The following is a 13,306-nucleotide window of genomic DNA, read 5'->3' as shown; positions in this document are numbered from 1 at the left end:
CGACGCAGCTTTGCATTATCGCCACTGATGACAGGATTCGGTCATGGTCAGACAGGGCCCGACGCAATCACAACGGCGCGTGTGGCCTCGGCGATAGCCTGCTCGCGTCCTTCGGGGGTGGATTCGGGCGAACCGTGGAAATAGATCGCGATCACCATGGGATGGCCGGTCGCGGTGGTGATCACCCCGATGTCGTTCGTGGGGCCATAACCGCCCGTTCCGGTCTTGTGCGCCACCGTCCATCCGTCCGGCAGACCCGCCTTGATCCGGTCCTTTCCGGTGGGCGTGTCGCGCATCCATTTCAACAGTTCAGCCTTCGACGCCGCATTCAGAGGCGTGTCATCGGAAATGAACAATCGCTTGATGTTGGACATGCTCTGCAGCGGTTGGATCGTGTCCTTGTCGCCGTCCAGACGGTTCATCTCGGGCTCGAAGCGGTCCACCGTCGTCGTGGTATCACCGATGTCGCGATAGAACTGGCGCATGGCTTCCAGCCCGCCCATCTCGCGCAATAGGATGTTGGCCGCAGGGTTATCGCTTTCCTCGACCGTACCCTTCATCAGAGCCCGAATGGACAAGCTACCGCCCACGGCCTTCCCGGTGATCGGGGCGTGCGAAATCATATCCGACTGAGTGATCGGAACCTGACGTTCGAGGTCTTCCAGACCCTGTTGGGCACGCACGAAAAGGGCGGCGGCCAGATACATCTTGAAGGTCGAGCAATAGACAAACCGCTCGTCGAAACGCCATCCGTTGGTCGTATTGCCAGCCCAGTAAGCGAGTCCCAAACGGCCCTTAAAGCGTTGTTCAAGCTCGGTAAAATCTAGGCGAGGTATGGGCACCTGCTGGCTTACGGCAGGCTTGCAACCGACCAGCGGCAACGCACCGGCTCCGATGAGAATGGTGCGTCGGTGCATCATGCCACTATCCCGCCGATCCATAGGCATTGGCCACGCCCGATTGCGGAGCCGGAATAGTTGTGCCCTGCTCGGCATACTCGTTCAACTTGTTCCGCAGGGTGCGGATCGAGATGCCGAGAATGTTGGCCGCATGGGTGCGGTTGCCAAGGCAGTGGCTCAAGGTGTCGAGGATCAGGGTCTTTTCCATCTCCGCAACGGTCTGGCCCACGAAGCTGCGATTGAGCGCATCGGCGACCTGAGCGGCCTGACCGGCAACGCCTGGATCATAGGCGGCAGCCGCAGGCGCACCCGCCATCGCACCACCCAGCAGAGGGCGACCATCCGGCAGACGGATGGCATCGACGTCGATCTCAGGTCCGACCGACAGCAGCACCGCGCGGTGCATGGCGTTTTCCAGCTCGCGGACGTTACCGTGCCACGGATGGGCCGTGACAGCGCGAATGGCCGCAGGAGCCATAGGCTTAACCGGCACCCCGTTGGCAGCGGCGTATTTCTTGACGAAATGCTCGGCCAGAACGGCAATGTCGCCCGGACGCTCACGTAGCGAAGGGATACGCAGATTGACGACGTTCAGGCGGTACAGAAGGTCTTCGCGGAAGCTGCCCTCGGCCACCGACTTTGCCAGATCGCGGTTTGACGTGGCGATGATGCGGATATTGACCGGCACGGGCTTGCTGCCGCCTACGCGGTCAATGACGCGTTCCTGAATGGCGCGCAGCAGCTTGGCTTGCAGTCGCACATCCATTTCGGAGATTTCGTCCAGCAGCAGGGTGCCGCCGTCGGCTTCCTCGAACTTACCTATGCGGCGCGCAACAGCGCCGGTGAACGCGCCCTTCTCGTGACCGAACAGCTCGGATTCCAGCAGGTTATCCGGAATAGCGGCGCAGTTGACGCTGATGAACGGCTTGTCGGCGCGGCGCGAACGGGTGTGCAGGTGACGGGCCATCACCTCCTTACCGACGCCGCTCTCACCGGTGATCAGGATGGAGGCCTCGGAGCCTGCGACCTGATCGGCCAGTTGCACAACGGCCTTCATCGCCGGATCGGCAAGGATCATCGGCTTGGCATCGTCGGCCACCGCCGACAGCACCGCTGCGATCAGTTCGGCATCCGGCGGCAGAGGGATGAACTCTTTCGCGCCCGCACGGATGGCGTCTGCGGCTTCCCGCGCATCGGCGTCCACGCCACAGGCGACGACCGGAACGTGGATGCGCTCGGCTTCGTTGGCGGCGATCAGCGAGGCAATGTCGATACGGTAATCGACCATCAGCAGGTCTGCACCCTGCCCGCGACGCAGTTGCTCGGTCGCCTGATCGGCGCGCTCGACGTGGTTGACCTTGGCCCCGTGGGCCATGGCCATCTTCACTGCCGTTGCCAGCTGACCGCTCAGGCGGCCCACTACCAGTAGACGCATCATCGGGCTCCTCTAATCCTTCATTCGGTCGCTTATCAGGCGCCCTTGTCGTCCGTCTTGATGATTTCGGTCATGGTCACGCCGAGGCGGTCCTCGACCAGAACCACCTCGCCGCGTGCGACCAGACGGTTGTTCACGAAGATATCGATGGCCTCGCCGACCTTGCGGTCCAGCTCCAGCACCGACCCCTTGTTCAGTTTCAGCAGTTGCGAGACAGACATGTTCGCCTTGCCCAGCACAGCCGAGATGTTGACCGGCACGTCGAACACAGTGGCCAGATCAACGGCGGTCTTTTCGCCGACGTCGTCCGGCAAGGCCATGGCGGTGGAAGCACCGAACTCTTCCAGAGGCAGATCATCGGTAGCCATCAGAAGGCACTCCCGTCAGAGAAGGTGGGGGATTGGGCTGGTTCGCCGCCCGACAGGACAGCGGCAATACGTTGGCGCAGACGCTCTTCGACCTCGGCCGGATCAAAGCCTGCGCGACCATCGGTCCATTCTAGCGAGAAGGCTGCGGCACGGGGCGCGTCATCGCGGAACACCACCAGGCCCGAGAAGCCGGCCTGCTGGCACAGTTGCTCGATCTGGTGACGCCCCTCGGCATCGAGGTCGCGAGCGCGGATGACCAATCGCGGCGACGCGTCGATCTCCTCGGCCAGTTGTTCGATGGCGGCTTCGAGCGGGCGGCGCGGATAAAGCTCCATAGCCGAAGACGCCAGAGCGCGTGCGCAGGTCAGGCTCAGTTCAGCCGACTGACGACGGTGATCGTCGACAATCGCGCCAATGTGTCCCGCGGCTTCCACTACCGTCTGGGCTACAGCGGACAGGGCATTGGCCCGCAAGGCTTCGACTTCGGTCAGGGCCTGTTGGCGGCCTTCCAGACGAGCCTGAGCGACCATAGCCTCGACCTCTGCGGGCAGATAGCTGCGCTTGGGCGGCGTCCAGTGGGACGGCTGCACCACGCGACCGTCGGCATCGAACTCGGTGTCGAAGATAAATGGGCGGGCGTTGGTGGGGATGGTGTTCATCAGTAGATCAACTCGTCATCGCCGCCTTGACCGGCCAACATGATCTCCCCGCGCGCGGCCAGATCCTTGGCGACCTGCACCATTGCCATCTGCGCGGCGTCGACGTCCTTGAGGCGCACAGGGCCCATCGACTCCATGTCCTCGCGCATGATCTTGGATGCGCGTTCGGACATGTTGGAGAAGAACATTTCGCGCAGGGCGTCGGAGGCCCCCTTCAGGGCCATACCCAGCTGGTCCTTCTCGACGGCGCGCAACAGGGTCTGCACACCACCGGGATCCAGCTTGGAAAGGTCCTCGAACACGAACATCAGCGAGCGGATACGCTCGGCAGCATCGCGGTTGCGCTCTTCCAGCGCACCGATGAAGCGCGCCTCGGTCTGGCGGTCGAAGCTGTTGAAGATTTCGGCCATCAGTTCGTGGCTGTCGCGCTTGGACGTGCGGGCGAGGTTTGACATGAACTCGGTGCGCAGCGTCTGCTCGATCTTGTCGAGAATGTCGCGCTGTACCGGCTCCATACGAAGCATGCGCTGGACGCACTCGAGAGCGAAGTCTTCCGGCAGGGCCGTCAGCACGCGCGAGGCGTGTTCCGGTTTCACCTTGGACAGGACCACAGCAACGGTCTGCGGGTATTCGTTCTTGAGGTAGTTCGCCAGAACCGCCTCGTTCACATTGCCCAGCTTGTCCCACATGGTGCGACCGGCAGGACCGCGGATTTCCTCCATGAGGGCATCCACGCGGTCGGCAGGCATAAAGGACGCCAGCAGACGCTGGGTCTGCTCGTAGGAACCCATCAGGGCTCCGTTACCGCCCAGACCCGAGACGAACTCGACAAGGATTTCCTCGACCACCGCAGCGGTGACGGTGCCTAGGCCAGCCATGGCCTGGGACACTTCCTTGATCTCGTCGTCTTCCAGACGCTCCCACAGCGCAGTGTGTTCTTCGCCAAGGGACAGCAGGACGACCGCCGCCTTTTCAGGTCCCGTCAGCTTACGGGCATCCTCTATGGACGGCGCTTTTGCGATCAGACGGGCGGCCATCAGGCTTCATTCATCCACGCGCGAAGGATCGCGGTGGATTCCTCTGGGTGGGCTTCGACGAAGTCCGCCACCTTCTTGATCGACGAGGCTTTCACCTGGCCTTCGATGCGGGCGATGTCGATGCGCTGCTCGACTTCGCTCGGCGCAGCGAGCAGTGCTGCTCCTTCACCGGCTGGCAGAGTACCGCCAACAAGTTGTTCTTCCACCGGCGTCACACCCGCCACGGCCAAGGCCTTGGACGGCTTGTCAGAGGCGCTCTTGAGCAAGGGACGCAGGACGAAGAAGATCAGCAACAGGGCGGTAATCGCCAGCACCGCCAGTTCGATGCCGCGCATGATGTCGTTCTTGTCGAAAGCCAGCTTCGACATCAGGCCCTCGGCCTCGCCACCCGCGCCATTACCAACACCTTCGGCGTCGCGGTTGAAGCGGACATTGATGACTTCGATCTTATCGCCGCGCTCGGCGTCGATGCCGACAGCAGCCGCGACCAGTGCCTTAATCTGCTCGACTTCCTCGGCGGTGCGAGGGGCATAGGCGGGCGCACCTTTGCCGTCCGCAGCGGGGGTATATTTGCCGTCAACAGCCACCGACACCGACAGGCGCTTTACCTCGCCCGGCTCGCGCACGGTTGTGGTGGTGGTGTTGGAGATTTCGTAGTTGGTGGTTTCGGTGTTCTCGGCCGTGGTCGACGCATTGTCGGCCTGCGCCGGATCTTCGCCACCCGGGATGTTGTTGGTTGCCGTCACACCGCCCAGGGGGACGCCGGTGGTGTCGCGTGATTGCGAACCATTGGTCGAGGACGAACGAACGACTTGGCCATCCGGATCGAACTTCTGTTCCTGAATGGTCGCGCGGGTGTGGTCGATGTCGGCGGTGACTTGCACACGGGCAGCGCCTGCGCCGACGACACCTTCAACGATGTCCTTGATGCGGGCCTGCATCTGGGCTTCGGTCGTGGCCTTGGCTTGCTCTGCCGTGGCCGAAGTGAAGCCTTGGTCTTCCGACCCAGCCGCCAACGTGCGGTTGGCCTGATCGGTGACGGTAACTTTGTCGGGCTTCAGGTTCGGCACCGAGGAGGCCACGACATTGCGGATGGCGCGGATTTGGTCCGGCGTCAGGTCGCGGCCCGACAGACCCACAACCACCGCTGCGGTCGGATCAATAGCCGCGGACTGGAACAGTTCACGGCGCGGCATGGTGATGTGGACGCGTGCGGAGCTGATGCCGCGCATCGACATGATGGTGCGCGACAGCTCGCCCTGGAGCGCGCGTTGCTCGTTCAGGTTTTGCTGGAACTCGGTCTGGCCCAGTACCGACTGGTTGTCGAAGATTTCGTAGCCAACCGAACCGGACGTCACCAGCCCCTGCCCTGCCAGCATCAGGCGGGCCGCGCCCACGTCATCACGGCTGACGAAGATGGTCGAGCCATCCCCTTTGGCGGAGTATTTGATGCCGGCCGTGTCCAGCGCCGCGCTGATTTCCGCCGCTTCACGCAGGTCGAGATTGGAATAGAGCAGCGCGTCGGGCGACTGGCCCACACGCAGCATAATGGCGACCAGCACCGCAGCCACACCGGCGGAAACGCCCAGCACGGCGGCCAGACGACCGATCCCGAACTTTTGTATTGCCGCCGTAAAGCCGCCCACGCGCCCCGCCCATCAGACACATTCGAAGCTTTACTGCTCCGCTAGGCAGAAAGTGCCGCGTGTTTGGTAAACGCCACGTTAAGATGGGTTAAGAAGCTTTGCGTAAACGGCGTTCGAGGAATCAAAAAAGGGCGACCCGAAAGCCGCCCTTTCAATGCATTGCTGCCGTAACGTCTTAGCCAGCCAGTGCGGCGGCCTTTTGCTCGGCCGCAGCCTTGATACGCTCTTCGGCGATAGCGTCGGCGATCTGGTAGGTCGGCTTTTGCTCGGCCTCGGCGCGCACGAGGATTTCCTCGAACGTTTCGATCAGGCGAGCCAGCTTGGTCTCAACCCATGCCGGATCGAATGCCGTGCCGTTCTGGCGCGCATTCATTTCTGCGGCCACGTTGATGATGCCGCCGCCGTTGACGACATAGTCCGGCGAATACAGGACGCCGCGACGGTGCAGTTCGTCACCGATGTCTGGCGTGGCCAGTTGGTTGTTGGCGGCACCGCAGATGGCCTTGACCTTAAGCTGATCGATGGTCGTCGGGTTCAGCGTCGCACCCAATGCGCACGGCGCATAGATGTCAGCCTCTACCGAGTAAATCTCGTCCGGCGAGACCACGGTGGCACCGGTCTTTTCAGCGACAGCCTTCAGGTTGTCCTGGTTGACGTCGGTGATGATCAGCTTTGCACCGGCAGCATGCAGCTTCTCGCACAGGTAAGCACCGACGTGGCCGACACCCTGAACGGCAACCGTCAGGCCCGTCATGTCCGACTTACCGAACAGGCGGCGAGCCACGACAAGGTTGGAGCGGAACACGCCCTCGGCAGTCACCGGGCTCGGGTCTCCCGATGCTTCCGGACCGTCCTTCAGGCCAAGAACGTACGGCGTGACCTTGCGGGCTTCGGCGATGTCCTCGACCGAGGTGCCGACGTCTTCAGCCGCGAAGTAGTTGCCACCCAGACCGTTCAGGAAGCGGCCAAAGGCCTTGAACAGTTCAGGGGATTTCTGCGTGCGGCTGTCACCGATGATGACGGACTTGCCGCCGCCCATCTCCAGATCGGCGATGGCGTTCTTGTAGCTCATGCCCTTCGACAGGCGCAGCACGTCTTCCAGAGCTTCGGCGGCGGTGGCGTAGTTCCACATGCGGGTACCGCCAACAGCCGGACCGCGAGCGGTCGAGTGGACTGCGACGATAGCTTTCAGCCCGGTTTTCTCGTCATAGAACGAGTGTACGCCTTCGTGCTGCGCGAAACTGGGAGAATCAAAAAGGGTCATGCCGTACTGGCCTTTCCTGGGGGTATTTTTATTCTTCGCGCATACGCTCAAGGTCGAACGACCGCAAGTCGCAGAGCGACGTATTCCCCAAGGTAAAGATCAGGATCAGGGTCGTTCGATGGCAGAACGCACCGGAAGTGCCCCTGAAGGCAGGGATTTACCCTCCAGCCAGGCCTCGACATCGGCATAGACCGTCTGGGCATCCATGTCGCGGTTCAGCAAATGCCAGCCATTCGGATAATAGGCTGTCGTCAGGTTCGGGTTGCTCCGCGCCCTGTCCAGCGCCAGCCGCGTCGCCCCTTTGTTGACGATCTGGTCGGAAGCTCCATAGGCCAAGAGGGTCGGCACCCGCACATGAGCCAGATTGACGCTGGCCTCCTCCATTAGATCGACCAATCCGTACAAGGCGTCAAAACGCGACGACAGAATGAAGCGGGGATCGCGCCCGTTACGCAAAAGCTCGACCACATTATCGGTGGCTCGAATGCGGCGCGTGGCGAATGACGGCGGCTCGACCAGACGCGAAGGCGCAATATGGGCGGCCGTCCACAGACCGATACGGCTGAACGGGTTCTGGCTGGACCAGCCCCACACGGCGGGAGCCAACAGGATCAGGCGGTCAGCTTGCGGGGGTCTAGCCGATGCAAAGGCCGTGATGCCTATCGCGCCGCCCATACTCTCGCCCGCAACGGCGATGGGCGTATCAGGATATCGGGCGCGCACCAGAGCGACCACAGTGCGCAGATCTTCGCGGCTGAGTTCCGGGTCGGTCCACACGCCCTTGTTCGGAGCGCCGCCAAAGCCCCGCTGGTCATAGGCCCAGACCTCTATGCCCTGCTCTGCCCACCACGGTCCGGCCAACCGGAACGATGCAGCATGGTCATTGAACCCGTGCAAGGCAATGACGACCGCCTTGGGTGGCCCCTGCGTCTTCCAGCGCAAGAACGGCAGACTTGCCCCGTCCTGAACCACGAACTCGCCTATGCCCAGTGGCCGCTCCACAATGCGGGGACCGGCGAATCCAGCGGGGGCTGGCACGGCCTGCTGAACCACCGGCGCGCAGGCGGCCAACCCCGACAGGGCCATCGAGAACAAAAGGGCGCGCATGGCACTCATAGGGTCATCGTTCCTTGTGGCAGGTCCGAGCGAACAGAAAGCGGCGGGCTTAGAATATCACTCACGCGCTGGCCTAGATGCGGCACCACATCCTCCTCGAACCACGCATTGCGCTTAAGCCATGCCGTATTGCGCCATGAAGGATGGGGCAGCGGCAATAGCTGTGGCCCGTATTCGCGCCACGCCCGCACAGTCTCGGTCATGTTGGATTTGGCACGATCTCCAAGGAACCAGTCGATCGAATACGAGCCCACCAAGAGGATCAAATCCATCTGCGGCAAGGTCTCGAACAACCGGTCACGCCACAGGGCCGCGCAGCGCGGCGGGGGCGGATAGTCGCCGCCCTTTGGATTAGTGCCGGGGAAACAAAAGGCCTGTGCCGCCACGCCGATGCGGTGATCGGCATAGAAGGTGTCGTAATCAACCCCCATCCATTGGCGCAGGCGATCGCCGGAGGGGTCTGTAAAGGGACGTCCGCTCTCGTGAACGCGGCGGCCCGGTGCCTGACCACAGATCAGCAGCTTGGTTTCGGGAAAGACCCAAATGACCGGACGGGGCGTATGCGGCAGGTATGGCGCACACGCCCGACAGGCGCGGATCTCTCCCAGAAGCTGGTCCAGATCAGAAGTCGTCTTCATCCTCGACTTCAGGCTTGGGCGGCAATTTGGACACGGCCAGCGCCGTTTCGTCTGCCGTCGGCAGACGCAGGCGGGTCACGCCACGGAAGGCGTCCGGATCAACCGGCTTGCCCTTTTTGGTGATGGTCAGCTTGCCCTGACGCATCAGGCCCAGCGCCATGGCGCGGACTTTCGGCAGCATGCGCTGCCATTGCTCGGGCTGCAGGATCTTGGCAATTTCAGCCGGCTCGACGCTCTTGCCTTCACCCAGTTGGTTCAGGCGGTCGAGGATTGCGGATTCGATGGGGTCGCTCATAGCCGCCCTTATGCGTCAGGTCCGCGCCGGAAGTAAGGCCCGACGTTGATCGGTGACGGTCCCAAATATGAAAAAGGCGGCCCGCAGACCGCCCTTTTCGCTATTTCAGCCCTGCCGATGCCGCAGGTCGCGCATTGCACGCGGCCAACCAGCGATTGAGGTTCTGGTATTCCTCGGGCGGACGGTATTTGACCAGACGGCCAAAATCGATGCCGCAGGCGGCGACAATATCCGCCAGCGAGAAACGGCCCGACAGGTATTCGTTATCGGCAAGATGGCGATCCAGCGACTTCATGAACCGCTCGGCACTGGCCTTGTTATAGGCCCCCACTTCGGGGACCGGTGCTTCCAGCGCGGAAAGCGCCGGATGGGTCATGCGCACAAACATCATCATCGGATTGGCCAGATAAAGCTCGGCCCGACGGGTCCACATCTCGATGATCGCCGCTTCCTTGGCATCGGTGCCCAAGAGGTTCGGCTCGGGATAGACGGTTTCGAGATAGCGAGCGATGGCAACCGTTTCGGTGAAACAGGTGCCATCATCCAGTTCGAGCCCCGGCAAATGACCGAAGCCGAACTTGTCGCGATAGGCGGGCTGCCTGTGCTCTCCGGCCAGAAGATTGACCTCGACGATCTCGATATCGTCGATGTTCTTCTCGGCCAGAACCCACGCCACGCGGCGCGGGTTCGGAGCCATACGTGTCGTATAGAGCTTCACTCGCCTTCCCTCCGTTTCTTTTAGAAACGAAGGTTAAGCTCCAAACAGTGCCGACGGCAAGGCACCGACGATACAGGCGGTCATCAGGGTGGCAAGGAAGCCGCCCAGCAGTGCCTTCCAGACCAGACCCAGAACCTCTGGACGACGCTCCGGCAGGAGCACGGACAAACCGGTCACAGTGATGCCGACCGAGCCGATGTTGGCAAAGCCGCACAGCGCATAGGTCATCAGCATGCGGGTACGCTCGCTCATCGCTTCAGGGGCGATCTTGCCCAGTTCAATGAAGGCCACGAACTCGGTCAGGGTCAGTTTGACGCCCAGCAGCCAGCCGGCCTTGGACGCCTCGGCCCACTCGACCCCGGTCAGCCATGCGATCGGGGCGAACAGGACACCCAGAATGCGCTCGACCGAAAGAGCTTCCCCGCCCAGCCAGAAGTTGCCCAGGATCACGTTCACCAGCGCGACGAATGCGACGAAGGTGATCAGAACCGCCGAAATGTTCAGCACGACCATCAGGCCGTCAGCCGTGCCTTTAACGATGGCGTCGATGGCACTGTCGTATTTCAGGGCCGAGTTGTAGTCGGCCTTCTCGCCGCCCTCGCCCGGCTTTTCCGGAATGATGATACGCGCCAGCAGCACTGTGGCCGGAGCCGAAACGATAGAGGCGACCAGCACGTGACCGGCGGCGTTCTTCAGGACCGGAGCCAGAATGGTCGCATAGGCCACCATGGTCGAGCCCGCGACAGTGCCGAGGCCCACCACCATCATCAGGAAGATTTCAGAACGCGACAGCTTGTCCAGATAGGCGCGGATAACCAGCGGTGTCTCGACCATGCCCAGGAAGATGTTTGCCGCCACTGCCAGCGCCGATGCACCGCCAAGGCCCATGGTGCGCTGAAACACAAAGCCGAAGCCGAGCGTGAGCCACTTGAGGATGCGCCAATGCCACAGCAGCGCCGACAGCGCCGAGATCACGATCACCAGCGGCAGGACGTTGAAGGCGAAGGTGAACAGCGCACCCTGATTTTCAACGACATAAGGCTGGTCGCCACCTGCCAGATAGCCGAACACGAACTGTGTGCCCTTGGCCGTGGCCTGTTCCAGACCCTTCACCGAGTTGTTGATGGCATCCAGCACCACCTGCGATCCGGGGATAGCGAAGGTGGCAAGGATCAGCGCGGCCTGCAGCAGGATGGCACCGATCGCCAGACGCCATGGAAAGCGTTTTCGGTTTTCGGAAATCGCCCAGCAGCCGCCGACGATAACGGCAAGACCCAGAAGGCTCTGGAGGTTGAGTAGGTTGAACATTGGCCCGGCACATCTACGCCGGACAGTCCGGCCTGATCCAAACTCCGCTTGAACGACAGGCTCGCCCGTAAGGCAATAGGTCGCACCACCCTAATCGACCGAAAACTGCTGCTTCTTTGGTCTGAATCGCAAAGGGCAGAGCGTCTATGACGCCCTGCCCCTTTAAATGCGGTATCGCCTAATGTTCGGCGATTACAGTTCGCCGCGCACCAGCTTGCCGTAGTCTTCCATCAGGCCCAGGCTGATTTCACCCGGCGTGAAGGTATATTCGCCGACCAGACCCACTGGCGTCACTTCCGCCGCAGAGCCCGTCAGGAAGCATTCGCTGAAGTCGGCCAGCTCTTCCGGCAGGATGTTGCGGACCACAACCTCGATGCCCTTGGCCTTGGCCAGATCGATCACAGTCTGACGGGTGATGCCGTTCAGGATGTTTGACACGTCCGGCGTGTGGATCACGCCATCCTTGACGAAGAAGACGTTGGCACCGGTCGCCTCGGCGACATAACCGCGCCAGTCCAGCATAAGTGCGTCGGCATAGCCGCGCTGCTCGGCGGCGTTCTTGGACATGGTGCAGATCATGTACAGGCCCGCAGCCTTGGCGGTCGACGGAGCCGTTGCCGGATCCGGACGGCGCCATTTGGCCCACTCCAGACGAATGCCCTTCTTCTTCACTTCAGGGTCGAAGTAGGACGGCCAGTCCCAGACGGCGATGGCCAGATGGACCTTGTTGCCGATCGACGAGACCGAAAGCTTGTCGGCACCCAGATACGCCACTGGGCGAATATAGCAGTCTGTCAGACCGTTACGGGCACAGGTGTCCTTGCAGGCCTGATCAATCTCGGCCACGCTGTAGGGAATCTCGAAGTCGAGCAATTCGGCCGAGCGCTTCAGGCGTTCACTGTGTTCAGTGAGCTTGAAAATCTCGCCATTGTACATGCGCTCGCCTTCGAAAACTGACGAGCCGTAATGGAGGCCATGGGTCAAAACGTGCGTTTTTGCTTCGCGCCAGGGAACGAATTCCCCGTCGAACCAAATCCAACCGTCGCGATCATCGAAAGGAACTATGGCCATTTGCAATACATCTCCCTGCACCTGCGGCCGTTTTAGACCCCTATCGGTGCCCTACGTCAACGCCGATAACCACGAGATTTCTACCGGAGCGCCCCGTTGAGCCTTCACGATCCCCGCAGCAGCAGCCGTTCCGGCCCTGTCGCCTCCGCTGGCAGCGGTCGCCATCTTCTCATTGTCGATGACGATGATCGTATCCGCGAACTGCTCAAAGAATTTCTGGCGCGCGAAGGCTACCGCGTTACCGGTGCGGCTCACGCCGGCGCGGCCCGCCGTCTGGTGGAGTTGATTGAGTTCGACCTGATCGTGCTGGACGTGATGATGCCGGGCGAAAGCGGTTTCGACCTGACCACTTGGATCCGCTCGCAAGCGGCTCTGTCAAAGACGCCTGTGCTTCTGCTGACGGCCAAGGGCGACCCGAACGACCGCATCGAGGGCCTGTCACGCGGTGCCGACGACTATATGTCCAAGCCGTTTGATCCGCGCGAGCTGTCGCTGCGCATCGAAGCCATCCTGCGCCGCACCGGGGGCAAGCCTCTTACGGCCAAGGAAATCAAGATGGGCCCCGCCGTCTTCAATATGGAGCGGCTGGAGCTGACCGTGAACGGCCAGCCTCAGCGCCTGACCGAGGCCGAAGCCCAACTGCTCAAGACTTTGGCCATCAGCGCCCATGCGCCGGTAGAACGTATGGCCCTGTCGCCCGACACCGCCGACATCACCGGTCGGGCCGTCGATGTTCAGGTCACACGCCTGCGCCGCAAACTTGAAGTCGATCCCAAGAACCCGCGCTACCTGCAAACCGTGCGCGGTATAGGCTATATGCTGGCTCCCGACTGATCGGCGGAGCGTAACTGT

The 13,306-nt window shown here is 61.9% G+C and carries 14 protein-coding genes; 1 reads left to right on the top strand and 13 read right to left on the bottom strand.

Annotated features, from left to right (window positions below):
* Positions 1-47 precede the first annotated feature (47 nt).
* From bla to LOX95_RS07590, 13 genes are all read right to left on the bottom strand, one after another.
* Complete coding sequence (bla, locus tag LOX95_RS07650; protein WP_242913880.1) at positions 48-920, bottom strand: class A beta-lactamase; 873 nt, start codon at positions 918-920, stop codon at positions 48-50.
* 4 nt (positions 921-924) lie between these two features.
* A complete protein-coding gene (gene flbD, locus LOX95_RS07645; RefSeq protein WP_242914071.1) occupies positions 925-2,334 on the bottom strand; it encodes a sigma-54-dependent transcriptional regulator FlbD in 1,410 nt (469 codons plus the stop codon).
* Positions 2,335-2,369: 35 nt separating this feature from the next.
* Entirely contained in the window at positions 2,370-2,702 is a 333-nt protein-coding gene (gene fliN / locus LOX95_RS07640; protein ID WP_242913879.1) for a flagellar motor switch protein FliN, read from the bottom strand.
* The gene (locus LOX95_RS07635) at positions 2,702-3,361 is read right to left on the bottom strand and encodes a FliH/SctL family protein (RefSeq protein WP_242913878.1); all 660 of its coding nucleotides are present in this window, start codon (positions 3,359-3,361) and stop codon (positions 2,702-2,704) included. The genes fliN and LOX95_RS07635 overlap by 1 nt, the downstream gene beginning before the upstream one ends.
* Positions 3,361-4,398, bottom strand: a complete 1,038-nt coding sequence (gene fliG, locus LOX95_RS07630; RefSeq protein ID WP_248286912.1) for a flagellar motor switch protein FliG — start codon at positions 4,396-4,398, stop codon at positions 3,361-3,363. The genes LOX95_RS07635 and fliG overlap by 1 nt, the downstream gene beginning before the upstream one ends.
* Complete coding sequence (gene fliF, locus LOX95_RS07625) at positions 4,398-6,044, bottom strand: flagellar basal-body MS-ring/collar protein FliF (protein WP_242913877.1); 1,647 nt, start codon at positions 6,042-6,044, stop codon at positions 4,398-4,400. The genes fliG and fliF overlap by 1 nt, the downstream gene beginning before the upstream one ends.
* Before the next feature lie 175 nt (positions 6,045-6,219).
* Positions 6,220-7,308 (bottom strand): Glu/Leu/Phe/Val family dehydrogenase, encoded by a 1,089-nt coding sequence (locus LOX95_RS07620; RefSeq protein ID WP_242913876.1) that lies wholly within the window; start codon positions 7,306-7,308, stop codon positions 6,220-6,222.
* A gap of 105 nt (positions 7,309-7,413) precedes the next feature.
* Complete coding sequence (locus tag LOX95_RS07615) at positions 7,414-8,424, bottom strand: alpha/beta fold hydrolase (protein WP_242913875.1); 1,011 nt, start codon at positions 8,422-8,424, stop codon at positions 7,414-7,416.
* Positions 8,421-9,062 (bottom strand): uracil-DNA glycosylase family protein, encoded by a 642-nt coding sequence (locus tag LOX95_RS07610; RefSeq protein WP_242913874.1) that lies wholly within the window; start codon positions 9,060-9,062, stop codon positions 8,421-8,423. The genes LOX95_RS07615 and LOX95_RS07610 overlap by 4 nt, the downstream gene beginning before the upstream one ends.
* Complete coding sequence (locus LOX95_RS07605; protein ID WP_242913873.1) at positions 9,046-9,357, bottom strand: DUF3253 domain-containing protein; 312 nt, start codon at positions 9,355-9,357, stop codon at positions 9,046-9,048. Before LOX95_RS07605 ends, LOX95_RS07610 begins: the two co-directional genes overlap by 17 nt.
* Before the next feature lie 100 nt (positions 9,358-9,457).
* Positions 9,458-10,075: a glutathione S-transferase family protein gene (locus tag LOX95_RS07600; protein ID WP_242913872.1), complete on the bottom strand. Its 618-nt coding sequence runs from the start codon at positions 10,073-10,075 to the stop codon at positions 9,458-9,460.
* A 33-nt stretch (positions 10,076-10,108) separates the two neighbouring features.
* Entirely contained in the window at positions 10,109-11,383 is a 1,275-nt protein-coding gene (locus LOX95_RS07595) for a NupC/NupG family nucleoside CNT transporter (protein ID WP_242913871.1), read from the bottom strand.
* 192 nt (positions 11,384-11,575) lie between these two features.
* The gene (locus LOX95_RS07590; protein ID WP_242913870.1) at positions 11,576-12,454 is read right to left on the bottom strand and encodes a branched-chain amino acid aminotransferase; all 879 of its coding nucleotides are present in this window, start codon (positions 12,452-12,454) and stop codon (positions 11,576-11,578) included.
* Positions 12,455-12,550: 96 nt separating this feature from the next.
* On the opposite strand from LOX95_RS07590, the gene LOX95_RS07585 reads away from it, so the two are divergent.
* Positions 12,551-13,288 carry a response regulator gene (locus tag LOX95_RS07585; RefSeq protein ID WP_242913869.1) on the top strand — a complete coding sequence of 246 codons (738 nt, stop codon included), beginning with the start codon at positions 12,551-12,553 and terminating at the stop codon, positions 13,286-13,288.
* Positions 13,289-13,306 lie beyond the last annotated feature (18 nt).

The organism is Brevundimonas pishanensis, from assembly GCF_022750635.1.
Lineage (GTDB): Bacteria > Pseudomonadota > Alphaproteobacteria > Caulobacterales > Caulobacteraceae > Brevundimonas > Brevundimonas pishanensis.
Note: the sequence above shows the minus strand (reverse complement) of the source record. Positions and strands in the feature narration are given on the sequence as shown.

What these genes read in the sequence shown, in the direction of transcription:
- LOX95_RS07615 (WP_242913875.1), bottom strand. Translation starts at nt 8,424, where the DNA reads ATGAGTGCCATGCGCGCCCTTTTGTTCTCGATGGCCCTGTCGGGGTTG.
- fliN (WP_242913879.1), bottom strand. Translation starts at nt 2,702, where the DNA reads ATGGCTACCGATGATCTGCCTCTGGAAGAGTTCGGTGCTTCCACCGCC.
- fliG (WP_248286912.1), bottom strand. Translation starts at nt 4,398, where the DNA reads ATGGCCGCCCGTCTGATCGCAAAAGCGCCGTCCATAGAGGATGCCCGT.
- LOX95_RS07620 (WP_242913876.1), bottom strand. Translation starts at nt 7,308, where the DNA reads ATGACCCTTTTTGATTCTCCCAGTTTCGCGCAGCACGAAGGCGTACAC.
- LOX95_RS07610 (WP_242913874.1), bottom strand. Translation starts at nt 9,062, where the DNA reads ATGAAGACGACTTCTGATCTGGACCAGCTTCTGGGAGAGATCCGCGCC.
- LOX95_RS07635 (WP_242913878.1), bottom strand. Translation starts at nt 3,361, where the DNA reads ATGAACACCATCCCCACCAACGCCCGCCCATTTATCTTCGACACCGAG.
- LOX95_RS07605 (WP_242913873.1), bottom strand. Translation starts at nt 9,357, where the DNA reads ATGAGCGACCCCATCGAATCCGCAATCCTCGACCGCCTGAACCAACTG.
- LOX95_RS07595 (WP_242913871.1), bottom strand. Translation starts at nt 11,383, where the DNA reads ATGTTCAACCTACTCAACCTCCAGAGCCTTCTGGGTCTTGCCGTTATC.
- flbD (WP_242914071.1), bottom strand. Translation starts at nt 2,334, where the DNA reads ATGCGTCTACTGGTAGTGGGCCGCCTGAGCGGTCAGCTGGCAACGGCA.
- LOX95_RS07590 (WP_242913870.1), bottom strand. Translation starts at nt 12,454, where the DNA reads ATGGCCATAGTTCCTTTCGATGATCGCGACGGTTGGATTTGGTTCGAC.
- bla (WP_242913880.1), bottom strand. Translation starts at nt 920, where the DNA reads ATGATGCACCGACGCACCATTCTCATCGGAGCCGGTGCGTTGCCGCTG.